A 22,462-nucleotide genomic window follows, 5' to 3' on the forward strand; every position below is an offset into this window, starting at 1 on the left:
GCTTTTTTACGATCAGGATAAAGGTTTACTATGGACAAGAAACTCCACACATTTTCCCTGTCGCTGGCCCTTTTCAGTGCAGCGCTAACCAGCTCGGCACTGGCGGTTGAAGACTGGCGTAACCCCGAAGTGTTCCGCATTAATAAAGAACCGGCACGCAGCTTTTTTTACAGTTTTAGTCACAAAGCCGACATCAATACCGAAACGCCCTGGGCAGCCGATAACTATCAGTTGCTGAATGGCGATTGGAAGTTTAACTGGGTTGATACCCCGGCAAAAAAACCAGCCGGCTTTTATGCCACCGATTATGACGACAGCAGCTGGGGCACCATTGCCGTGCCTGCCAACTGGGAGTTAAACGGCTATGGCGAGCCGTATTATCACAGCCATGCCTGCTTTAATAATGACTTAAGCTTTTTGGAAGGCGACGAGCTTAACTACTCGATGTCGTTCATGGACGGCAAGGTAGATTACAACCCGGTAGGTTCGTATCGCCAGACCTTTACCATTGATGAAAGCTGGCACGGCAAAGAAGTGTTTTTGCATTTCGGCGCGGTGAAATCGGCGTTTTATGTTTGGATAAACGGCGAGAAAGTAGGTTACTCCCAGGACTCCAAAACCGACGCCGCCTTTGACATAACGCCCTATATTCAGCCCGGCGAAAATACCCTGGCCATGGAAGTCTACCGGTTTTCGGATGGCAGCTATTTAGAATGCCAGGACATGTGGCGCATGAGCGGCATTGAGCGTGATGTGTATATTTATGCCACGCCCAAAGTGGCGGTAAGGGATTTTCATGCCTACACCACGCTGGATGCCAGCTATACCGACGGCATTCTGCGCTTTGAAGCCGAGGTGGACAACCGCAGTAGTCAGCAGACTAAGGCGGTATCGTTAACTGCCGAACTTACCGACGACCAGGGCAATCAGGTGTATCGCAACACCCTGAACATTGATGCGCTTCCCGCTAATACACAAAAACAGGTTGGCTTTGAAACCAACCTGGAACAGCCCAAACTGTGGAGCGCAGAGCAGCCTAATTTGTATTCACTGCTTATCACCCTTAACAGCCCGGGTAATGCCCCCCAGTACATTCGTCGCCACATTGGTTTTCGCTCCACCGAATACAAAGACGGCAATATTCTGGTTAACGGCAAGCCGGTGTTATTTAAAGGGGTGAATCGCCACGAGCACGATCCCCACAGCGGCCATGTGATTTCGCGCGAGTCGATGCTGGCAGATATTAAACTCATGAAAGCATTTAATATTAACGCGGTAAGGATGTCCCACTACCCTAACGACCCGTATTTTTATGACTTAGCTGATAAGTACGGCCTGTACGTGATGGACGAAGCCAACACCGAATCCCACGGCTTAGGCGCGGCCAATCAGGCGGGCTACGATGCTGAAAAGCATATTGTAAACAAGCCAAAGTGGCAGGCCGCTTATCTGGATCGCATTGCCAACATGTACGAGCGCAGTAAAAATAACCCCTCGGTGGTTATGCGCTCGTTAGGCAATGAGTCGGGCGACGGCCCCAACATTGAAGTCACCTACGACTGGCTGAAAGCCCAGGAGCCGTCACCGGTTATCTCTGAGCAGGCCCAGCTGCGCCGCCATACCGATACCTACAGCCAGATGTATGCGCCACTGCGCGACATAGTACGTTATGCTGAAACCGAGCACGACGAACGCCCGGTACTGCTTATTGAATATGAGCACGCCATGGGGAACTCGCTGGGTAATTTTCAGGAATACTGGGATGCGTTTGAAAAGTACCCGTCGCTGCAAGGCGGCTTTATCTGGGACTGGGTAGACCAGACCTTTGCCCGCACTAATGCCAACGGCGACTTTTATTGGGCCTACGGCGGCGATATAGAGCCTGCTGGCACGCCCAACGCCGACAGCTTCTGCGCCAACGGCCTGGTATATGGCGATCGCACACCTTACCCGTACTTATGGGAAGTTAAAAAGGTGCAGCAAAACATTGGCTTTGCCTATGCCAATGGCAGCCGCCGCGACATTGTGATCACCAACAAACATGACTTTCGCGACCTCAGCGCCTATAGCCTGAGCTGGCAGATTATTGAAGACGGTGTAGTGGTAAACAGCAAAACCGGTATTGCGCTTAATGCACCCGCTGGTGAGCAGCAACAAATTACGCTGCCCGAAGCCCGTTACCTGCCCGGCAAAGAGTACTTCGTTAACCTGCAGGTAACCCTGAAACAAGAGGAAGCCCTGCTTGCTAAAGGCCATGTAGTCGCCGAAGAGCAATTAGCGCTGCCATTTACCCCAGTGCCAGATACTCAAGCGCCAGACACTCGCACCACCAGCGCCGACATCGCGATGGAAGAAACCCAGCAGGCGATTATTCTTTCCGGTGACAATTTCACACTGAGCATAAACCGCGATAGCGGCCTGGTTTCATCGCTGGAGTACCACGGCAACGAGCTACTTAAAGCCGAAGCGCATCCCTCGTTCTGGCGTGTACCGGTGTATAACGATCTGGAAGTGGGCAGCTATGAAAAAGCATTCTCGATATACCAGGATTTAGGTGAGAACACTCAACTTACCGCACTCACCGCAGAGCGGCTTTCTGATCATCAGGTAAAAGTAAACATTGAGCATGCTCTACCCGCTATTGAAAGTAAGTACTTCACAACCCTTACCGTAGATGGCAACGGCGCTATTGATGTGGACATCTGGTTTTATGCCGCACCGCATAAGAAATTTGGCGAGTTACCCCGTATTGGTACGCTGTTTGAGCTGGCCACTGATTACAGTAACGTGACCTACTATGGCCGTGGACCGCATGAGAACTATCAGGACCGCAAGTCGTCGGCGTTTGTGGGCTTGTACCACACCACGGTGGATGATTTGTATGTGCCTTATGTTACCCCGTCGGAAAACGGCCACCGCACCGATGTGCGCTACGTAGACTTTACCGATAACCATGGCAATGGCCTACGCTTCTCGTCTGCCAGAACGCTGGAATTCAACGCCGAGTACTACGATAGCAACGACTACGATGCCTCTAAAGCCGATCATTTTGCGCGTAATCTGCACCCGGCCGACCTGCAAAAGCAGGACCGCATTTTTGTGCATATCGATTACAAGCACAGAGGCGTTGGCGGCACCAACTCCTGGGGCGGAGCACCGCTTAGCAAGTACATTCTGCCCTGGCTGGATTATCGCTACAGCTACCGCATTGCGCCGCTAAGCGAATAATCATCCGCACCACCAGCAAACGCCGCATCCCATTGCGGCGTTTTCAAACTACAAATGGCAATCCTGGCAATCCCATTCCAGTTTGCATTTACAAATCTCTTTACTTAAGTCCTCTTTTATTATCCATAATAAACCCAACATTAAACCCGGGACATATCCAACATTAGCAGTGAGAATAGAAACGATAGCAGCCAAAGCCCAAAATATTAGTTCTTTTAACTTTTTTCGACTATTCGTCGAGTAGCTTAAATGTTTAAGTTTACATAATATTTTACATATTTTTTGTTGAACATTTTTTGGTGTACAACCAAAATATTTGTCTTTCGACATATTCCTAATTATATCGACTTTACCCTGTATAATTTTTCTAGCCTGTGGGCTTTTCTTTTTTCTAATTAAACTTTGAGAAGATACAATTAATTCACCATTGTTGAATAGCAATTTTAAATAGCGCTCAATCTTTAATTTAAAATTCTCTGAAGCATAACAATCACCGAAGTACGGGTTTTCAAATAACACAGCCAAATTAACTACTCCTTGTTAACATACTAGTAAACCGAATAATGCTCCTGCAAGTAACGTAGCGGTCAACTCCCTAAATAACTTTTTATATTTTGACAATCGATCGAATAAAATTGCAGTAAGATTAATTAAGAAAGCAAAAGTTATTATTATTTGTGCGGCAAAAGTTTCGTTACTTATGCTAGATATTAAAATAATGCCGCCTCCTCCAACAACTAAGAACACTAGCAGTGTTAAAAGCCTATATTTACCAATCATTTAATTTTCACCTTCCCGTGGATTGTTGAAATAATAACCAAAAATATGATTATTTACGAAGCTTTCAGCATCAAAAGGCTATTTGTTATTCGATTATTTTGGAATTAAAAAGTATTTATTATACCATTTAGAAATAAAAAATAGCAGTTTAAGCGGCAAATTAATACAAAAACCAATTAATAACAAAAACTTGGAGGAAAAGTTGATTTTCAGCATTCTATTAATGGCTTATTTTTGAATGCCTATTTACGGCTTCTTCATAGTCAAATAATGGGCCCATTATTTTTTCCGTGTTCAGATAAGATTTTAAGCAGAAGGACATAAATCGTAGACTGAAAGTACTGATTAATTTTTCAAACCATCGCACGACAAACCGATGTTCCGGTCAGTATGCTTCTTACTTAGCCCTTTGTTGGCAGAAGTAACATAGCCGGATTCCAGCCCGGTAACATAAAAGAAACTCAGGCCAGAGCCCAGAAAAATATCCAGGCCGCCATGCATCCCGAATAGGTCCTGCCGCTGGAGTTTTATCCATAACCCCAGAATGAAGGAAATAATAAAAATAATCAGGTAGATCAAACGCCTGCTCATACAATGCACCCTATTGCACACCACAATCGTAGCAGAGGTATAACCCAACCTATGCAATAGGTAAACTGTACCAGTGACAAGCGTGGCTGGCATTAATCGCCATTTAATGCGGGCAGCACATATTCGCCAAGCTCATCAATAACCGCCTGCGCCGGGCGCTGTGAGGGTTTAAGGTTTAACGCTACGTGCTGAACACCCAGCTCACGATGATGCAGCAAACGCTCCAGCAAAGCGTTACGGCCAATCCGCACCACGTTGTAAAACCGCTGATAAGGCGCATCGGGATTAGCATCCAAATCGAAAAAGGTGGAATACCCATAGCCGGGCACCGGGTTATCACCCGCCGCTTCTTGCAGCCTGGCAAGAATATCCACAATAGCCACCTCGCTATCCACCGACCAAATCCAGCCATCCACGTTATTGGCCAGCCACTCCATGGGCTGTCTGGAGCGCCCGATTGCCACAATCGGCACTCGCCCGTTGACCGGCTTGGGATGCATATCCAGATTCCCCTGCAGCGTACCAAAGTACTCGGTATTCATTTTGGGAAACCTGCCCTGATGCACCGCATTAATCAGCGCTACCGCCTCTCGATAGCGCTCGCCCCGGGTAGCATAATCGATACCGAATGCCGGGTATTCCACCGGCCGATCGCCGGTAGACAGCCCCAAAGCAAAGCGCCCGTTGGTGAGATAATCGGCCGTTACCGCCTGCTTGGCAATATGCAGCGGCTCACGAAGTGGTGTAACAATACCAGCGGTGCCCAGAGTGATTTTTTGGGTGACCGCGGCCAGATACCCCGCGTACACAAACGGATCGAGCATTTGCGCCGCATCACCAAAGTTAGGGTCGTAAAAGGGCACATCCCGCAGCCAGATACTGGCAAAGCCCGCCTCTTCGGTTTGCTTAGCCAGTTGCTGATGAGCTTGCAGGGTGGGAAACGGCGAATCCGGATAGGCTTCAAGCGGGGTAAGCAAACCAATGGTCAGCTTGCCGGGTGAGAATACCCGTCGCCAGCTTTCAGTTTGGGACGCGGCTCTGGCCGTTGCAGCCTGGTTTGTGGCGTTAAACATTATCGGGCCACACCACATCAAGCTCGGTATGTTCAATGCGCCACTCGCCATTCATTTTTACGTAGCGGTCGATATAGCGCCCCAGCAATAGTACGGGATGTTCATTGGCCGGGCGGTCAGTCACAAAATCGAGTAGATAACAGCTGCCGGCAGCCGTGCTCTCACTGCTTAGGGTTACCTGGTGATTGGTGACCGCATGCATAAACGGGTAATGCTCACGGTTTTTGCTATCAAAATCGTGGTAAGCCGCTTTAAGGCTTTGTTTAATAGCTGGCAGCCCTTGCATACTGCCGACAGTGACTTTTACTTCCGCATCGGCAGTAAACACCTCATCCAACTGTTCAACGTTACCGCCGTCGAGCAGTTCGCTGTACCGTAACCGCAGGGCACGGATATCTTCTTTATCGAGCAACGCCAACAGGCGTGCAGATTGTGTCTCGTTAATCATAAATCAGGCTCTTTTTTACTGTGGAACTCAGCGCGTCAATCGCGCGGGCAAATCTAGTGGCGGGTATTGTGTTTGATTATTTATGCGCAATAAACAGGCTGCATGTACACATTATGTAGACAAATATTCTACAATAGAGCTTTGTTCACGCTCGATTGAAAACAGGTTAACCATGGCAGAATCCACAGGCCACACAGACAGTTTTGCCGGCATCAATGCCTTTGTTACCACGGCTCAGGCAGGCAGTTTTACTGCGGCTGCCGAACGCCTCGGCGTAACTAAGTCTGCAGTGGGCAAAGCGGTGAGCCGGTTAGAACAACGGCTGGGGCTTACGTTATTTAACCGCACCACACGCAGCCTTAGCCTGACCGTAGATGGTGAGCATTATTTGCAGAGCTGCCAGAATGCGCTGGAGATCCTCAACAGCGCCGAATCAGAATTAACCTCTCATATTGCTCGCCCGTCTGGCCGCTTGCGGGTAGATTTACCCGCCGCCTTCGGCCGCACACGGATTCTGCCGGTGTTGCTTGGCATTACCGAGCAATTCCCGGAACTACACCTGACAATCTCTTTCAGCGAACGCTTTGTGGATTTAATAGAAGAAGGGATTGATCTGGTGATCCGCATTGGCGCGCTACAAGACAGCAGCACTTTAGTCGCCCGGCAACTCACCACGCAAAAGCTGGTAGTGTGTGCCTCACCGGGTTACCTGGCAAAGCATGGCACACCCAAGAGCCCAGAAGAGTTAAATAACCATCGGACTATCGTTGGTTTTCGGCGTAACCAGCCGGTTTACTGGCTGTTTAAAAACGAAGAAAGCAAAACAACCCGCATTACGCCACCAGCAACCCACGAACTTGCCGATGGCGATGCCATGTTATCTGCAACTCTCAACGGCGCCGGACTTTCTCAGCTGCCGCGATGGCTGGTAAACGCGCACCTCGAAAGCAAACAACTGGTTACCGTGCTGGACGACTACGCAGGTGCCGAAATGCCCATTAACGCGCTCTGGCCCAAAGGCCGGCAGATACAGCCCAAACTGCGCTACGTTGTGGACGAATTAGTAAAGGTTGCAGCATCAGGCGGATTTGACTAACACGTTAGCCATTGCTAATCACTGCCTGGCGGTTCGCAGATTTACCAACCGGTTTATAGTGCTGAATCAGCATTAATGCAGTAAAAGCCATTAGCGTTGCAACAATATCATTCCAGTCGAAATACATTTCTGGAATGAAAGCCTGATGAACCTCCCACAACAACGCCCCGCAGGTAATACTTATAATGCAGTTGCGGAGCTTTCTGTTAGTTACAGAATGAGCAAAGGTAACGTATCCAGACACTAGAATTACAACATAAAGATAGCTCATCACCGAACCCAGCAGTACATCCAGCCCGCCATTAATACCGATGTAGACTTCACGATTTAATTTAATTGCCAGTGACAATATCACCGACAGGGTGAACATGATTAAATGAATTGCTCTGTTATCCATTTCAGTCTCCTTAAGAAACCTGCAAAAGCATTAATACAGGTTTTCTCTTAATTTAAGCGGCCGTCATCATACCTTCGTAATCGTCTGTTGGTCCTAACATCCCCTCAACAGCTTTATCCAGCTCATCGCCGATATAGTATTCGACGATCTCTCCAACGATTATGCCTAATATAATTCCACCCACTAAACCGCCTGAAACATTAGCGCATTCAGTTGAATTTAATTCTTTCATAGTCCTTTCCTCAAATTAAAGTTAACAGTGTTTACCTCTACTGCAGTGTTAACCATAAATGATAAGCGGCACCTGGAAAGCTGTACTCAGGTTTAGAAAATACAAAATCAGTAGTGGTCAGTGCGAAGATTAGCTTTCCTATGGGGTTAAACTGTGGCCGCCTCAGATACGCACTTACCGTGTTTATGCACCACATACCCTAACACCCCACCGAAGACATCCATTAGCGCATGCAAGGCAATCACCACCCACAGCGACTCGGTAAGCACGTAGATAATGCCTAACACCACACCAATAACGCCGGTTCGCAGCACATTGGCCCAGCCCTGATAGAGATGACACAAACCAAACAAAAAGCTGCCCAGCAACAAGCTCACCCACGCACCCAGAGGCTCAGCAAACACCGCCAGAAAGAAGCCCCGGAATAACAGCTCCTCACAAATACCCGCCGACATCGACACCCCACCCGTAAACCAATACAACTCACGCCTATTCGCTGGCATTAACCAGCTGTGAGTTTGCATGGCATCAAAGAGCTGTTGATATTGCGAAGTACCGGGCCGAATACTGCGGATATGCCAGAACACATAAACCAGCCCTACCACTACCAGCAATGCGCCTGCCCAGTTAGCCCAACTGTTTTGCCAGGTAAGCCCCAGACTCTCTGCCGACACAATGTTGAACGGCAGTAATAGGAGTAACACACTGGTTGGCAGCCACAAAAAACCGATGGTTTCTTTATACATGGCGAGTTTGGTTTTACGCTCGGCGATAACTGCCAGCTTATTTTTATCCGCTTCCCACAAGCTGTACAACACCATGCTGCCCATCATCGCCAATACCAGCCACTCGCCTGAATGTAATGTCATCTTACTTGCCCTCTCTGCACTAAAACTTGACTGAATCCAGCTTAAAGAGTGGCAATTGATAAATAAATATATTAAAAATTGCAGTTACCTATACTTTTAGTTTACAAAATGATTAATCCTAAAGATCTCGCCATATTCTGTAAGGTTGCCGAAACGGGCAATATGTCTCGCGTGGCCGAGTCAGAAGCCAAAACCGTAATGGCCATCAGCAAGCAAATTGCCAGGTTGGAAGCGCAGCTTGGCCAGGCATTGTTTATTCGTTCCCGGCGACAGTTGCTTTTAACCGAATTTGGCAAAGCGTTTAAACACAAAAGCGAGACTTTACTGGAACAACACCAGGCGCTCATGCAGTGGAGCCACACCAAAGCCACAGTTGTCAGCGGCGAGCTAAGAGTGCTGTGCCAGAGCAATGAGGTGGTCACTGAAACTCTGGTGCCCTGGATGGCCGGATTTACTGCGCAATATCCTGAACTTACCCTGTCGCTGGATGTGAAAGAATCACTCATCAATATTCGCGATGACGACTATGATGTGTTCTGGTCGGTAGGTGATTACCTGGGCAACAGATACCCGGGGTTAAAACGCCGCTCCATCTGGAAAACCCGATACGGGGTATTTGCCTCACCGGCTTACCTTAAAACTCATGGTACGCCCGACCACCCGGACCAATTGGCAGAGCATAAGGTCATCGGCTATCTGTATAACCAACCGAGCAACGTGCTGGTGCTGCAAGACAGTAACGGCGAGCAAATTTACGCTACCCCCCACTGCCAGATAAAAACCGTTGCAGGCATTGTAGAACTGGCCGAAGCAGGATTAGGGCTTATTAACGCGCCAGTGGAATCCGGCCACATTCAGCGCCTGTTACAACAGGACAAACTCGCCCCAGTACTGCAGGACTATTGGTGGCAGGATGCCGAGGTGTACGCCTATTATCACCCATCAACGCCTACACAGGCAAAGGTGCGGGTATTCCTGGATTTCTTTTTGGCTAAGCGGGAAGAGTGGCAGTTGTGAATACATCAAACTTAAGCGGCTTGGCCCGGCGGCCTTGCTCCTCTCTAAGCCTGGCTGGGCAAAAAGCAGAGAGAACAAGAGAGCCTGTGCATACTTGTTTATTTGAGCGCATAAACTAGGAATAAACTGGCGATAATGCCCTCAAACTGGCCTCGCGGAGAAGCGTTAAAGGTGTTGATTCATGTAGGCCAGTGCGGTTTCAAACGCGGATTTTTGGAAGCCTTTTAAACCAGTGTCGCTAAATTCTATGAACATGCGGCTATCTTTTAACGCAGCTTTGATCTCGGTAGCCGGCATCACGATAACTTTCACCTCGTTCAGCAATTCCAGCGCCGCCTCTAATTTAAAACCAATGGCACCACCGGCAAACTTGCCCTTCATGGGGCGCTGGCGAATTACGATAGTTTCGATTTTGTAATCCTGTACCAGCTGGGCGAAGGATTTCTGAAAATACTTAAGCTCATGAGCGGTAGCGGCTTTTTGCAAGCTCACTTTACGGGTGCGGCAATCAGGAAGACGAAACATGTCGTTATCCAGCTCCAAAAGAGCAAGGTTAGCATCACTTCCCGCCAGTTCTACACCACATACACGCATTACAAAACTCCACTTAAAATATCAGCCTTGAGTATATCGGATTTAGCGAGGTTGCGGGCGGGTTTTTCTGTTTACAAGCACTTCTCTTTTGGTGATTTTTTCTAACTGGGAGGAGTTCAGAAAGTCAATGGCGCCTAACATTATGCAAGATTTAATAGTCTCACCATTCACTCTTTTCAGTGATAAGGGGTCTGTTGGATTTAGAAGAAATATAAAGTGATCTTTTTCTGCCCGACGTACATCAAATGATCCAAGTATAATTACGTCAGATATCTCTATATAGATTTTAGAATCACACCCACTCAAAGGCGTCACAAAAACTATAAGAAGTTGTTCGCAAATATAATCCCATCTTTCAAAGATTCCGTGCGTTAGATGTTTTGTCTACTTGTTAAGCGGGATAGCAGCCATATCAGTTCTGAGCTGCTATGTTCATTGCCATTTCATTCTTCGGTCAAAAAATATCCCAGCCTATTGCTTTATTGGCTGCACTTTGGAAAACTTCCGCGATTGCATTAAGAATTCTCTCGGCAGATTTTAATGTTATGATAGCAATAGATCTTAACCGTACTCGAGCCACCATTTTTTGATCTTCTAAAAAGATTTTAGCATCAAATTTATCAAACTCCCCAGATAGCTGTTTCTTTGCGATGTACTTTAAGTCCGCTAACATATTATCTGCGATATGTTTGGCTATATCTTTAATCTCCGACCAATCACTAGCCCCTACTTTCTTTGCCGCATTCAACGCATCATTTACTACGTTTCCTACATCGACACCATTAATTTTAGCCATTACTAAATTCCTTATTAGTCAACTATTGCATTTACTTTAAAAGATTCTGCTTTTTGAATACTAACAATCATTCCCATCAACGTTACTTGGCGGCTTTCCCAGTTAGTCTTTTTTAGAATACTATGCGGAGCTTGCGTATGTTGAACTTCCCAATGAGTAACTAGACATTTCAAATCAAGGTAATTTTGTAAGGTGAGAGTTATATCTCCAGTGATTTGTGCTCTATCGTTGATGCAGTTACTGGGTAATGACTCAGATATCAATGTTTCTATCTGCGAATGAATATCCACTGCAATCTTGTCGACCTTTTCAGTATTAACCATTGCTCTGATAATCAGCGAATTAGCGCTGACTTTCGCATTTGAATAAAAATTCTTGTATTTAGATATGTGTCCCGGATTATCACTAGGAACAGTGCCGTCAGGCAGTGCTCTATTCAAAGGAGCTTTCTCTCGAGCGCTCTCTATTGCCAAAGCAGTATCTTTATAGAAAGACTCCGTAGCTTCTACTAGTTTTTCATCGTACGGCTGAACAAGTGTAACGGTACAGGACTGCACCATAAGTAAAAGAGATATCAACAAAATTTTCTTCATTAAACTTCTCCTCCTTGAGTAATTCATGTGGATTTCTTTATCAGATTAAGCTTGTTCAAATATCGAACAGTACAATTAATACACAAGGAAGCGAAAAAATCAATTTCGAGTTGACATACATCGTATGCTTGCATATCGGATAGCTAAACTGTCTGACTGATAATTAAACTGACAGCTATAGATTTTGAGTAAACCGAATCGGCTAATTTGCAGCCAGCGATTAATGAACATCAGACAGTCCGATTGCGTTGCTCAACTAAAGACGATGTAAAGTTGCGACAATAAATAAGAAGCAAAAAACTACTTTTAGTCAAGCGACTCAATAGTCTACTTAGAAAAACAGACATCAAATGAAGCAATTTAATCGTAATTCAAGTTTATCACTTGGCGTTTGAACTAAAACTTGTACAGCGGTCAGTAATGTTGATTTCAAAATGCACAGAATGAGTGCCTACCGTTGAGATGTATAACATTGAAGAGGATGAAAAATTCTTGTCTCTAATGCTTTAAAACAACAGATGGAGATTTATTATTACGGATAAATTGTGCCATTTCGTTGAGGCTCAAGTCTTTCAACTTTTCAGGGGAGTATGGCAGCGGCACTCTAAGCTGAGAAGGTTGACTTATGGCTTGTTTAAAATATTCCAAAGTCGTCATTTTTCGGAGGGGATACTTTAGAGTCTGACTATAATTAGTATTAATCCTATAATTAAGGCTGTTCAGATCATTATTCATAAGATTAATCATTTGTTCCTGTAACATTAGCTCCAGCAGGCGATTTGTACTTGGATTGCCGGGAACGCACTTGTATGTAGATGGGCAACCTCCATTGCCTAACTGATAGTCATGTTCCGCTAAATATTCTTTCAACAATCGACGACATTTTTGTTCTAGCTCTTTGATTTCATCGAACCTACCTCTGTGTAACAGACAAAACTCTTGCCGTTTGGAAAATTCAAATACCGTAAAGTATTTTATTTTTTCCTCAAACGTGAAATCCGGTTCAGCTCGGACTGCAGAGATGGTGAACGCGGCTAGCGCCAGTAATAATGGGGAAATAAACTGTGCCTTCAAATTAGCTACTCACACTCACAAACAGGCTGTTAAACCGCTCAGTCACACAGCGCTCAAATACTGGTTGGCTATCACATTGCTTCTTTAATTCTGCTACATCGAGCCCTAGGCGAAGAAGGTGCCTGGTTTCTTTGCTATGTTGTTCTGCTCTGTCATAAACCGGTAGGCCTGAACCATTGTATTGATTGGGCAACGCCCCCCCGAGCGTGGCCATTAACGCTCCAATCACAAACACATAGGCTCCTGTAGAACTGGTTTTCATATCGAAGCTTGCGCCGATGTATTTCATCGACACCTCTCCCCCCCCATTTTCTTCTTTTATCCCCAAAAGAATGAAGGCTAGGCCGAGGCTGATAGTCGCAAACCCGATATGAACAACCGTGTTTTTCATGTGTTGTTTATTGATAATCGATTTGAGATTGTTGGATTCCACCAGCATTAAGCTATACAACGTATAGTCATTGAAAGAATAAAGGTTTCTATTTGCGGCTTTAAAACTTCCATTTATTTCAGATATACTAGTATCTGCGTCAATCAGTTCAGTACTTTGATTGAGTTGAAGATAAGCCGCAATGAGTATCGCAATTGGTGCTAATAAGCCGAAGATCAAGATTCCGGTTGCTTTGAGTTGCTTCATATTCATGACTAAACCGCTCATTCCTTGACGTTTTTACGAATGTAGGAGTTACAACTCTACGCTACTCCCAAATACAGTTTAAGTGTAGTAGCCAAGTTCATTGATCTACCAAATATTTATAATGTTGAGCCCTTTGTCAATCCAAATTTAAACATTTGACGTTTTGACGGAGAGTACCTACCTGGGCTTTACACCCGTTCATTATTGTATACTTTTTCGACAAAACCAATAATTTGTATGAATTCTCTTGACCAAATGAAGACCTTCAGCGTTTATCTGATAATGATTTTGCTAAGTTCAGCGTAACAATCACATCATCGAAAGGAGTAACGAATATGTCTTGTTCACGACGTTACCGGAAGTGGTTGTCATAGGTTGAAAGACCGGAATATCGACTGATGAAATGGATTTACGCTCAACTCCTTCAAACTCAACCATCACTACCTGCTTGCGGGAATTCAGTTCATCAAAGCTCAGATAAATGGGCGAGCCGCTATAACGAATATGCTCAGCCTTAGCCACTATCTGCGGGCGGTGAATATGCCACAGCGCAATATAGTCAGCCGGGGGAAAGCCATCTGCAGCAAAAACTTTAAGCGTTCCAATATAAATATCACTGGTACTCTCTGATTTAGTCACGTCCAGAGCGGTTAAATGACCGGTAGCCATAATAGGTAAATCACCACCTAGCGTTTGGCTACCGCCAGTGTATACAACAAGGCATAGTGCGCCTTAAGTGCTTCCCCAAGCGCTTGACGCTTATCGGTTCCGGATTCACCGGCTTGGCTTTGCAATACATCACGAGGACGAATATAAGGCACAGCACATTGAATAACCATAATCGCGCGCGGGTAGTTCAACCACTTGCTCATCCAATGCTAATCTAGTACTGGCAATCGCATAGGTATTTAACCGCGCAAGTAATGGCTTTGACTTGACCATTCCCCTGAATTAGCGCCAATCTCTCGATGAGATTTTTCATATTATGCTGCCCGTTTTGCATACTCAACAGGCGGCAGGTAATTTAGTGAACTATGTGGTCGAACGTTATTGTAATGTTCGCGCCATAGATCAACTTCATATCTTGCTGCATCCAGGGTTCTGAACCAGTGTTAGTTCAGGCATTCATTTCTAAATTTGCCGTTTAAGCTTTCGAAAAATTCATTCTGCGTAGGCTTGCCTAGTTGGATAAATCCAAGCTCAACACCAGTTTCTTTACTCCAGAAAAACATCGCCTTGCTGGTGAATTCTGTACCGTTGTCGCATATCACCTTTTTAGGCTTTTCCCGTAGCTCTATTAGTTGGCTTAGAAAACGAGCTACCTGTCGTCCGCTAATCGAAATTGATACAAGTTGGCCAACCATTTCTCTAGAGAAATCATCAACCACGTTCTGAACGCGGAAGCGCCTACCGCTGCTTATTTGGTCTGAAACAAAATCCATAGACCAGCGTTGATTCGGCGCTGAAGGTACTTCAATAGGCTGTCTTGGCCGTGTTAGCTTTTTACGCTTCTTTAGTGCGTACTTGCAGCGCTTCCTCGGTATAGAGACGCTGATATATTGATCAGCGAGTTTTTCTGCGTGAGTTGAAGTACCAGCTTATACCAATTACCTGCTCTATTCAGCCTCAATAGAGCTTACTTTCTGGTATCTCCAGAAAACTCGTAGGCCCGGATAACCAGTAATTGAATTTATCCAGAACGTCACACGGCTCCAGCTTCGCCTGCCCTTTGAGGCTGCACTCCCAGATAACGACAACCCGCCAGCCCAGTTCCCGAAGAAAATCCTCCGCAGCTTCACCACGAAGCCTGTTTTCTGACAATTTTTTTCGCCACCATTCGGTTCTGGTAGAAGGTAGCCTGAAGAGTTCGCAATCATGCATATGCCAAAAGCACCCGTGCACGAATATTACGACCTTGTATTTTGGAAGCACAATGTCAGGAGTCCCTGGCAAGTTCTTTACATGAAGGCGATACCTGTATCCGGCACTATGAAGGAGCTTCCTGACCAATAATTCAGGCTTTGTATTTTTTGCCCGAACAGCCTTCATGTTTTTTCTTCGTACAAGTTTTGAATGAACGTCCGTCATATTAAAATCTCTCCCCAAGAACAGCCTGGATCAATCTGCTTTTCCTGGTACTATACTGCCAGGCTCGAGTTTGCCCTATTGCTTGTCTGAGAAAAGTCGCTGAATCACAGGTAGAATTGCAGGCAAATACGTATATCACAAGAACTTAACTTCAGATTCAAACACACTGGTAAAAATATGACTAAATCTATAAACATTATTGACCTTTTCGCTGGCCCCGGCGGGTTAGGCGAAGGGTTCAGTTCTGTTAAATCTGAAGATTTAAGTTTCAGGATTCGCATGTCGGTCGAAAGGGAGGCGAGTGCACATACCACTCTGACTCTCAGAGCCTTTTATCGCCTGTTAAAAGAAGCCGGTCAGGAAAGAGACTATTTTCGTTACGTAGAAGGCGACCTGACTAAAGATGAGCTAACTAGTTTACATCCGGTTAAATGGAAGGAGGCATGTGAAGAAACGTTAAACGGGCCCACTGCGCTCGGCGAAGATAACGCTAAAATCGAAGAACGCCTTCTTGAGCTCAAGCAAGAATATGAAGGGCAGCCGTGGGTCGTGATAGGCGGTCCCCCTTGCCAGGCTTATTCTCTGGTGGGCCGAGCAAGAAATAAGGGAATAAAAGGTTACACAGCCGAAACCGACAACCGCCATTTTCTTTATCAGGAGTACCTGAAAGTTCTCTCAATTATGGAGCCTGATGTTTTTGTTATGGAAAACGTTAAGGGCATTCTCTCATCGAAAGTGAACGGAGAACTGATCTTCCCCACAATCCTGAATGATCTTCAGAACCCTGGCGCGGCAGCTAAAAAAATACTAGGGGCTCGTAAATATCGGATCTATTCATTTGTAAAAGAACCGGATTGTCACGGCCTTTTTGAAACATCCTACTCAGATTTCAAAGATTTTATTATTAAGGCGGAAGATTTCGGTGTACCACAGACAAGGCACAGAGTTATCTTATTGGGTATTGCCGAAGATATTGATAACAAGCCGGAACCCCTTACAAAGCAAAGCCAGGTCTCAATCGAGGATGCCCTTCACGATTTACCTCCACTAAGAAGTAAACTATCCAAACAAAAAGATTCACCTGAATTGTGGAAGGAAACGATTGCGAAGCAGGTAGGCATGCTCCAACTTACAGAAAATGATAATGAGCAGCTAGCTCCTGTTCTAGCCAAAATGGCGTCAGCGTTAAACAAACTTCGATATAGTTCGCCTATTGAGAGCACTGAATATTTATCGATAAATTCAGATGCACACTTTGCGGCAACAGCTGAAGAACTGCGAACATGGTTACTTCAGAACCGACCATCAAAAGTTTTGAACCACAGAGCCAGAAGTCACATGGATAGCGATTTAGGCCGCTACCTGTTTAGTTCGTGCTGGGCCTCTCAGGATGTATACGGTAATTCTGATAAACCATTTCCAAAAGCAGCCGATTATCCGGAACTGCTGGCGCCAGAACATGCAAACTGGAAGTCAGGAAAGTTCGCTGACCGATTTCGAGTACAACGCACCGGTCGCCCTGCAACTACGATTACCAGCCATATCTCTAAAGACGGACATTACTTCATTCACTATGACCCTACACAGTGCCGAAGCTTGAGTGTTCGTGAAGCAGCCAGGATCCAAACCTTCCCGGATAACTATTTCTTCGAGGGAAACCGCACACAACAATATGTTCAGGTTGGAAATGCAGTGCCACCTTACCTAGCGATGCAGCTGGCAAAGACGGTCCTGAAGTTACTCAACTAAATTGAGTGGACTATTAGTAATGATTGGCCGGCTAAAATGCCGGCCTGTGATTTCACATAACTAGTTCATACTCAAACGAAATCTAAGATTCTAAAGCACTTAAAATGTCTTTAACCCTTCCACATTGTACTCTTCGGGTTCCGCTTTGCGATTTGAAAATAGAATCGCCTTTACCTATAAGCGCCTCAGCACCGGCCTGTTCGATTATTACCTTGCTCTCATTATATCCCTTTACCCTAAGAGCAATTTGGGCAGGTAAGTTCGACCGGAGTGATGTACTAATAACCTCTGCAGACGGTTTTTGTGTTGCAACGATTAAGTGTATGCCTGCAGAGCGCCCTTTTTGCGCAATTCTCTTTACCAAGTTTTCAAAATCCTTTTTAAAAGTTTTTTCAGAGGTGATATCTGCATATTCATCGATAATTACAACTAACCAAGGTAATTTTTCATCTGCATGGCGGTTAAACGCGGCCAGATCAGGGACGCGAATTCTCTTTTCTTTATACAAATCACGAAACGCGCTAAATCGGCGCTGCATCTCGTCCACTGCTTTTTGAATTAAATACAATGCATCTTCTTCATACATTGCAATGTCTTCCTTTACAAAACTAGTTCCGTGATACATCTCCATTTCGTTACCCTTAGGGTCAACGAGCAATAACTCTATTTGGTCTGGCTCATAAAACTTATACATTCCACATAACAGAGTGTGCAAAGCTTCAGATTTACCGCTACCAGTTGTTCCTCCAACCAGCAAATGTGGTGAATCACTATCCGAGAAATTCACATCAACTCTTTCTCCAAAGCGATCGACTCCAAGTGGAACCACTAACTTGTCTGGAGTCGCCTGAAAATCATCCCATAGATCTTCCGCACTTATAAAGTATCGCTCATCCTCGTTTTTAGGAACGTCAATGTTAATAACTCCACCACCAATCGAATAGTGAATTGATTGATCTTCAAGTAACTTGAGTTTTAATTTTAATGCATCGTGCTTAGCTTCGACTTCTCGAGGGTTGGAACCTTCGTACCCAACTCGATATAAAAATGAAGAAGGGCCTTCGACTATAGCTCGATCTTCCCAACCCACGGGAGTAATAGGAAGCCCGAGGTCAGAGGAGAGTATTTCAATAATAGTCTGATAACGAACTTTCAAATCAGGAGAAGCTTCATCAGTATGCTGCGCAACTCCAGATTTCTTTGGAATATGAGTATTCTCTGAATTAGCTTCTTCGGGCATTGAAGGGCGCTCTTCATCGGGCTCTTCTGGCTTTTTATTTAATGTAGATGGTTCTGGTTGTGAAACGGAGTCGTTCTGATCTGCGTAAACCTCACATTTTATTTTTTCTAGCTCTTTATCGCTTAAAGGACCTTTATTATCGAAAGAGGAAAGAATCCCTTGAAGACCTATTTTTATTCGCCAGATTCTTGAGTCGCCATTATCCCGGCTTATATCATTCCTTATATTGGCCGATGTAACTGACTGAATCGTGACACCAGTCATCAATACCAATTCATACTCGCCATCTCGAAATGCATCTCCTATCGCGAGATCAAATCTCTGCTTTTTAGCCTCGTCGCCAAAGCTCATCATCGCTCTATCGCCTGAATTACGAATGGCATTTAATAACTGATTTCGCCACAATTTTGCATCGTGCTTATCGTTTTTATATTCAGGACTTAGAAAGTTTTCTAGCAGATCAAGTGTTGATTTAACCTGCACAACACCATGCTCAACAAACTGTCCGTCTTTGCGTAATTTGCTCTCCAATACGACCAACCCAACTTTCAACCTGGGTGAAGAGGTATCAAAGACTATTTTTAACATATCAGCTCTGGTGGAAGACTCTCCCCCCGTAAACCAATGTTTGTAAGAATCGAGAGACACCCATGATGTGTAACCGTGCTCTGGTACCCCAAAGGTAAGCTGTTCGATTGCCCGTCTTGCAACAGATAACCCTATGATCTCTTCAGATACACGAGCTACACCAAGTGCATCCAAGGCTAGTTCAGGCGTAATTTCTCGAGCGCTGTCGTAGACACTTTCAGCAATTTTATCAATCGCTTGATTAGAGTTAGTGTCAGCTTTATCAAAAATAGAGGCTAACTTTTTCTCAAGCCTGCTCAGTACGAACTTTTTGCCTGAACTTGATGAGACGATTATTGAGTAATTACCCCCAGGACCTAATCCATCCTTGAACGAAATGATTTCAGGTCTGATTTGTAGGAACTCAAGCTGTTCTCTTTTCAAATAACGCTCAGCAGTGATTACCCAATGCGATGTTTCATGTAAAAAACTGAAAAGGTCCGCGTGGACAGCAAAGTTAATTTTCTTTTCATAATAGTCACAGCCGACTTCATCGGAAGAAACCGGTGACAAGTCCTTTTGCCGGGTAACCAGGGTTGACCAACTATCAATAAGGTCATTACTTTTTTCTGGCTTGAGCTGAACGGTTATTTTCGCGCTACCACTATCTCTTACGTAAACAGGAGCATCAAAGAGTGGCCTGAACTGAATGCTACTCCTCAGTTGTTCATCCATATTATCCACAGCCCGATGATATTCATCTCCCCCCTCGAGCAGCTGAGGAATAATGGCAATATCGGTCTCCATATTATCGAGCCTTGCCCTGAGCTCAGATAAATCTTGTTTGAAATCAAATAGCCGTAGTTCTAAATCCGGAAATAATGCACCATTCTTAGTAAACCTGTTCTCTGTGTCAGTCTCATCAAAATGCTCCATAGCACTGGCAAAATTTACCGGTAAAGTAATAAGGTTGACGGTTACTTTAATAGCGGCAAACTCACCTTTTTTTAGATGTTTTATAAGCCTTGAACAAAATGAGGAGTCCCTTTTGGACACAACCGTTAGTGTGAGTCCGTCCAACTTGTGCGGATGATGGTGAATATATTGTCGAATTTTTCCGCAGACTTCTCCCATTATTGCATCAGGTATTGTTGTCGAAATTCCGGCACCTTGAGCGGAGTTAACAGGAATCATGTATTCACCCCAACCTCTTTCAGAATGGGATTCATACAAATTACTTTTGCTATCAACAACCGTAGCTGGCTGTTGAGAACCACTGAGATTTTCAATCCATGAAAAATAAAAATCGCCATTTTCACTATTCAACGGAATTTGCATTTCCATAGATTTGCAAGCTAACTCAAAACTTTCCGCCAGATACTTCTCCATCCATTGGAGTTTGATCATGTTTGAAGGTAATACAAAAGACTTGCTCTTATCTGTTGAAAATACCGTATCAGATGCAATCAACTGATACGGTTCATTAATCCAAGAGTCTTTAGGAACGCATTCCTGACGGATTTGCTTAGCTACATCAGTTGCTTTATCAATAAACTCTCGGATGTGTTCAAAATGAACACCACTACTTACGATTGCTTCTAGAAAGTCCCTTCTTGATTCCGTAAACTCCTCCAACAATCCAGCACACATTTCGCCTGACTGAATAGGCGTCCCGACAATATCTTCAGGGATTCTAACACCTGATGAAATAGCCTCTAAAAATTGAGAAAAATTTATGTCTGATGGAAACTGCAGATGACAGAGTTTTTCGCGGAAGTCCGTATTTTTTACTAATCCCCACCAAAGCACAAAGAAGTCTAAGTCCTCCTCTGGCATCCATGAATAGAATTCTGAGCGAGAGATTATAAAAGTACCCTCTCCTTGCTCTTCTGAAATATCGAAACGTAACTGCAAAGGCTCCCATTTCAAATTCTCGCCGGCGCCATCTTCATCTTCTTTGATTTTGGGAAACTCTTGCTGAATCATTAATATATCATCAATAGCGAGCTCTATTTCTGAGTTAGTTTCTTGTGTGAGCAATGACAGTTCTCTAAGCAAGCTACCAAATAGAAAACTAAACAGTCCCAAGGTAGGAGAGTCCGCCGCGTAACGTTCATGCACTCTTATATTCATTCTGATATTGAGTGTACCTTCGCCTTGACCTTCAACATAGTGTGTTAACACTCTTGCGATCTGAATTAATGGATTAAAGAAAGAGTTAGCCTTGGGCATTACCAGACGTTCTATGCGTTTTCTGGTTTTACCCGTTAGCAGATCTTTTAATGGCAGAAGCTCTGAGTCGTCGGGCTCAGCATCGAGAAAATTTTCTGCCGCAGTTATCTCATTATTATTTAAACTTTCAATTACATTCAGATTAATAACTTCTTGGCGCCTTTGTGGAAACTTGTTGGAAATCTCCTCCAAAACAAGATCTCCCAACAAAGAGACATTAGTTTCCTTCTTAAATATTTGATTAAAAATGAAATATGGTATCCGTTCTCTTAGTGCATACGTGGGAAGCCCTACGTATTCAGAGCAAAGTTTCTTCCATTCTTGCTGTTCTGTTGCTGAGTAAACACTATCTGCCTCATCCTTGAATTCTGTCTTAGCAATGTCTTCTTTTACTTTGTCGGTATCTAACTCTTGAGTTTCAGATTTAGCTAAATCAGCTAACAGATAATTAGATTTCAACCTGTTGCCTTTGCTACTTTCTCGCTCACTCCACAAGTGATCGTTAAACATATCGACTTGAGCAAAGTGAGTGCCAACTAGCTTTCTGACTTGCTGCATATTCATCGGTGCATCATCGCGTCCCAAGTCTGCTGTGCACGCATAAACAAAAGCCACGAATTTCGGCGTCGAGATATCAATGCTCTCTTTTGAAAATATCTGCAACAATTCATGTAAGCACTCGATGAGTAATTTATCAGCCAGTGAGAGTGAGCTACACTCCTCTGCCGAATAATGAACCATGTATTCGACAACTTTCGCACTTTGGTCTTGTCCACCTGCACTGTGTAAAAAATCGGCGTCGCGAATAGTGTAAAAGTCTTTCGTGCTCTGAGAGTCACTTCCTTCGCGAGTCTCAAGGTAGATCAACTTTCGGATCGATTGGTCGTTTCTTGCTAGTGTAATAGTGCTTTTTTCAGCAATCCGGTAGGACTCATTACAAGCAAGTTCGGCGTCAAAAGGCACAAGAAGGGATACATCCTCGAGCTTTCCCTTACTTCTAAAGTGATCAAATGCGTCAATAAACTCTTGGTATACCTCAAGACTAAAATTCTTTAAACGCAATGTTTGACGTGCATCTTCAGCATTATCTAATCGCTCGCTAACTACTCGAAGGCAGGTTTTTGCTAATATTTTTGAAACTATTGAAGAAGATACCTTCAT

19 protein-coding genes and 2 pseudogenes are annotated in these 22,462 nt (G+C 44.6%); 4 read left to right on the forward strand and 17 right to left on the reverse strand.

The features are described 5' to 3' along the window. The first annotated feature begins 30 nt into the window (after positions 1–30). Positions 31–3,228 (forward strand): glycoside hydrolase family 2 TIM barrel-domain containing protein, encoded by a 3,198-nt coding sequence (locus AC27IB_RS08585; RefSeq protein WP_487120302.1) that lies wholly within the window; start codon positions 31–33, stop codon positions 3,226–3,228. A 48-nt stretch (positions 3,229–3,276) separates the two neighbouring features. Here AC27IB_RS08585 and AC27IB_RS08590 read toward each other — a convergent pair whose 3' ends face one another. The 5 genes from AC27IB_RS08590 to AC27IB_RS08610 all read right to left on the reverse strand — a co-directional run bounded on the left by AC27IB_RS08590 (position 3,277) and on the right by AC27IB_RS08610 (position 6,120). Continuing rightward, on the reverse strand, positions 3,277–3,753 hold the full coding sequence (locus AC27IB_RS08590) for a hypothetical protein (RefSeq protein WP_487120304.1): 477 nt from the start codon (positions 3,751–3,753) through the stop codon (positions 3,277–3,279). Positions 3,754–3,768: 15 nt separating this feature from the next. After that, on the reverse strand, positions 3,769–4,008 hold the full coding sequence (locus tag AC27IB_RS08595) for a hypothetical protein (RefSeq protein ID WP_487120306.1): 240 nt from the start codon (positions 4,006–4,008) through the stop codon (positions 3,769–3,771). Between the two features lie 345 nt (positions 4,009–4,353). Then, complete coding sequence (locus tag AC27IB_RS08600; protein WP_487120308.1) at positions 4,354–4,599, reverse strand: hypothetical protein; 246 nt, start codon at positions 4,597–4,599, stop codon at positions 4,354–4,356. Positions 4,600–4,691: 92 nt separating this feature from the next. Next, positions 4,692–5,672: an LLM class oxidoreductase gene (locus AC27IB_RS08605; RefSeq protein ID WP_487120310.1), complete on the reverse strand. Its 981-nt coding sequence runs from the start codon at positions 5,670–5,672 to the stop codon at positions 4,692–4,694. Next, positions 5,665–6,120 (reverse strand): nuclear transport factor 2 family protein, encoded by a 456-nt coding sequence (locus AC27IB_RS08610; protein WP_487120312.1) that lies wholly within the window; start codon positions 6,118–6,120, stop codon positions 5,665–5,667. Before AC27IB_RS08610 ends, AC27IB_RS08605 begins: the two co-directional genes overlap by 8 nt. A 172-nt stretch (positions 6,121–6,292) precedes the next feature. On the opposite strand from AC27IB_RS08610, the gene AC27IB_RS08615 reads away from it, so the two are divergent. After that, positions 6,293–7,216 (forward strand): LysR family transcriptional regulator, encoded by a 924-nt coding sequence (locus AC27IB_RS08615; protein ID WP_487120314.1) that lies wholly within the window; start codon positions 6,293–6,295, stop codon positions 7,214–7,216. A 4-nt stretch (positions 7,217–7,220) separates the two neighbouring features. Here AC27IB_RS08615 and AC27IB_RS08620 read toward each other — a convergent pair whose 3' ends face one another. The 3 genes from AC27IB_RS08620 to AC27IB_RS08630 form a co-directional block, all read right to left on the reverse strand. Beyond that, complete coding sequence (locus AC27IB_RS08620) at positions 7,221–7,613, reverse strand: hypothetical protein (protein WP_487120316.1); 393 nt, start codon at positions 7,611–7,613, stop codon at positions 7,221–7,223. 52 nt (positions 7,614–7,665) lie between these two features. Then, entirely contained in the window at positions 7,666–7,845 is a 180-nt protein-coding gene (locus AC27IB_RS08625) for a hypothetical protein (RefSeq protein WP_487120318.1), read from the reverse strand. 146 nt (positions 7,846–7,991) lie between these two features. Next, positions 7,992–8,714: a CPBP family intramembrane glutamic endopeptidase gene (locus tag AC27IB_RS08630; protein WP_487120320.1), complete on the reverse strand. Its 723-nt coding sequence runs from the start codon at positions 8,712–8,714 to the stop codon at positions 7,992–7,994. Between the two features lie 108 nt (positions 8,715–8,822). Between AC27IB_RS08630 and AC27IB_RS08635 the strand changes: the two genes are divergently transcribed. Next, entirely contained in the window at positions 8,823–9,731 is a 909-nt protein-coding gene (locus AC27IB_RS08635; RefSeq protein ID WP_487120322.1) for a LysR family transcriptional regulator, read from the forward strand. A 165-nt stretch (positions 9,732–9,896) separates the two neighbouring features. Here AC27IB_RS08635 and AC27IB_RS08640 read toward each other — a convergent pair whose 3' ends face one another. From AC27IB_RS08640 to AC27IB_RS08675, 8 genes and pseudogenes are all read right to left on the reverse strand, one after another. Next, on the reverse strand, positions 9,897–10,325 hold the full coding sequence (locus AC27IB_RS08640; RefSeq protein WP_296049289.1) for a DUF3010 family protein: 429 nt from the start codon (positions 10,323–10,325) through the stop codon (positions 9,897–9,899). A 454-nt stretch (positions 10,326–10,779) separates the two neighbouring features. Next, complete coding sequence (locus tag AC27IB_RS08645) at positions 10,780–11,121, reverse strand: hypothetical protein (protein WP_487120324.1); 342 nt, start codon at positions 11,119–11,121, stop codon at positions 10,780–10,782. Positions 11,122–11,135: 14 nt separating this feature from the next. Next, positions 11,136–11,714, reverse strand: coding sequence for a hypothetical protein (locus tag AC27IB_RS08650; protein WP_487120326.1), 579 nt, complete (start codon positions 11,712–11,714; stop codon positions 11,136–11,138). A gap of 498 nt (positions 11,715–12,212) precedes the next feature. Further along, positions 12,213–12,788, reverse strand: a complete 576-nt coding sequence (locus tag AC27IB_RS08655) for a hypothetical protein (RefSeq protein ID WP_487120328.1) — start codon at positions 12,786–12,788, stop codon at positions 12,213–12,215. Position 12,789: 1 nt separating this feature from the next. Then, positions 12,790–13,431 carry a hypothetical protein gene (locus AC27IB_RS08660; RefSeq protein WP_487120330.1) on the reverse strand — a complete coding sequence of 214 codons (642 nt, stop codon included), beginning with the start codon at positions 13,429–13,431 and terminating at the stop codon, positions 12,790–12,792. A 342-nt stretch (positions 13,432–13,773) separates the two neighbouring features. Then, positions 13,774–14,361, reverse strand: a pseudogene (sbcD, locus tag AC27IB_RS08665) (exonuclease subunit SbcD); the annotation flags it as partial. Positions 14,362–14,408: 47 nt separating this feature from the next. After that, a pseudogene (locus tag AC27IB_RS08670) lies at positions 14,409–14,976 on the reverse strand (IS3 family transposase); the annotation flags it as partial. A gap of 75 nt (positions 14,977–15,051) precedes the next feature. Beyond that, positions 15,052–15,513, reverse strand: coding sequence for a very short patch repair endonuclease (locus tag AC27IB_RS08675; RefSeq protein WP_487120332.1), 462 nt, complete (start codon positions 15,511–15,513; stop codon positions 15,052–15,054). Between the two features lie 177 nt (positions 15,514–15,690). On the opposite strand from AC27IB_RS08675, the gene AC27IB_RS08680 reads away from it, so the two are divergent. Continuing rightward, positions 15,691–17,262: a DNA cytosine methyltransferase gene (locus tag AC27IB_RS08680; RefSeq protein WP_487120334.1), complete on the forward strand. Its 1,572-nt coding sequence runs from the start codon at positions 15,691–15,693 to the stop codon at positions 17,260–17,262. A gap of 82 nt (positions 17,263–17,344) precedes the next feature. Here the strand turns inward: AC27IB_RS08680 and AC27IB_RS08685 are convergent, their stop codons facing one another. Then, positions 17,345–22,462, reverse strand: coding sequence for an FtsK/SpoIIIE domain-containing protein (locus AC27IB_RS08685; protein WP_487120336.1), 5,118 nt, complete (start codon positions 22,460–22,462; stop codon positions 17,345–17,347).

It is taken from the genome of Alteromonas sp. 4NH20-0104 (assembly GCF_057547795.1).

Excerpts from the sequence above, each read along its gene's own strand:
- AC27IB_RS08585 (WP_487120302.1), top strand. The coding sequence starts at position 31 with ATGGACAAGAAACTCCACACATTTTCCCTGTCGCTGGCCCTTTTCAGT.
- AC27IB_RS08595 (WP_487120306.1), bottom strand. The coding sequence starts at position 4,008 with ATGATTGGTAAATATAGGCTTTTAACACTGCTAGTGTTCTTAGTTGTT.
- AC27IB_RS08600 (WP_487120308.1), bottom strand. The coding sequence starts at position 4,599 with ATGAGCAGGCGTTTGATCTACCTGATTATTTTTATTATTTCCTTCATT.
- AC27IB_RS08605 (WP_487120310.1), bottom strand. The coding sequence starts at position 5,672 with ATGTTTAACGCCACAAACCAGGCTGCAACGGCCAGAGCCGCGTCCCAA.
- AC27IB_RS08610 (WP_487120312.1), bottom strand. The coding sequence starts at position 6,120 with ATGATTAACGAGACACAATCTGCACGCCTGTTGGCGTTGCTCGATAAA.
- AC27IB_RS08615 (WP_487120314.1), top strand. The coding sequence starts at position 6,293 with ATGGCAGAATCCACAGGCCACACAGACAGTTTTGCCGGCATCAATGCC.
- AC27IB_RS08620 (WP_487120316.1), bottom strand. The coding sequence starts at position 7,613 with ATGGATAACAGAGCAATTCATTTAATCATGTTCACCCTGTCGGTGATA.
- AC27IB_RS08625 (WP_487120318.1), bottom strand. The coding sequence starts at position 7,845 with ATGAAAGAATTAAATTCAACTGAATGCGCTAATGTTTCAGGCGGTTTA.
- AC27IB_RS08630 (WP_487120320.1), bottom strand. The coding sequence starts at position 8,714 with ATGACATTACATTCAGGCGAGTGGCTGGTATTGGCGATGATGGGCAGC.
- AC27IB_RS08635 (WP_487120322.1), top strand. The coding sequence starts at position 8,823 with ATGATTAATCCTAAAGATCTCGCCATATTCTGTAAGGTTGCCGAAACG.
- AC27IB_RS08640 (WP_296049289.1), bottom strand. The coding sequence starts at position 10,325 with ATGCGTGTATGTGGTGTAGAACTGGCGGGAAGTGATGCTAACCTTGCT.
- AC27IB_RS08645 (WP_487120324.1), bottom strand. The coding sequence starts at position 11,121 with ATGGCTAAAATTAATGGTGTCGATGTAGGAAACGTAGTAAATGATGCG.
- AC27IB_RS08650 (WP_487120326.1), bottom strand. The coding sequence starts at position 11,714 with ATGAAGAAAATTTTGTTGATATCTCTTTTACTTATGGTGCAGTCCTGT.
- AC27IB_RS08660 (WP_487120330.1), bottom strand. The coding sequence starts at position 13,431 with ATGAATATGAAGCAACTCAAAGCAACCGGAATCTTGATCTTCGGCTTA.
- AC27IB_RS08675 (WP_487120332.1), bottom strand. The coding sequence starts at position 15,513 with ATGACGGACGTTCATTCAAAACTTGTACGAAGAAAAAACATGAAGGCT.
- AC27IB_RS08680 (WP_487120334.1), top strand. The coding sequence starts at position 15,691 with ATGACTAAATCTATAAACATTATTGACCTTTTCGCTGGCCCCGGCGGG.
- AC27IB_RS08685 (WP_487120336.1), bottom strand. The coding sequence starts at position 22,462 with ATGAAGGTATCTTCTTCAATAGTTTCAAAAATATTAGCAAAAACCTGC.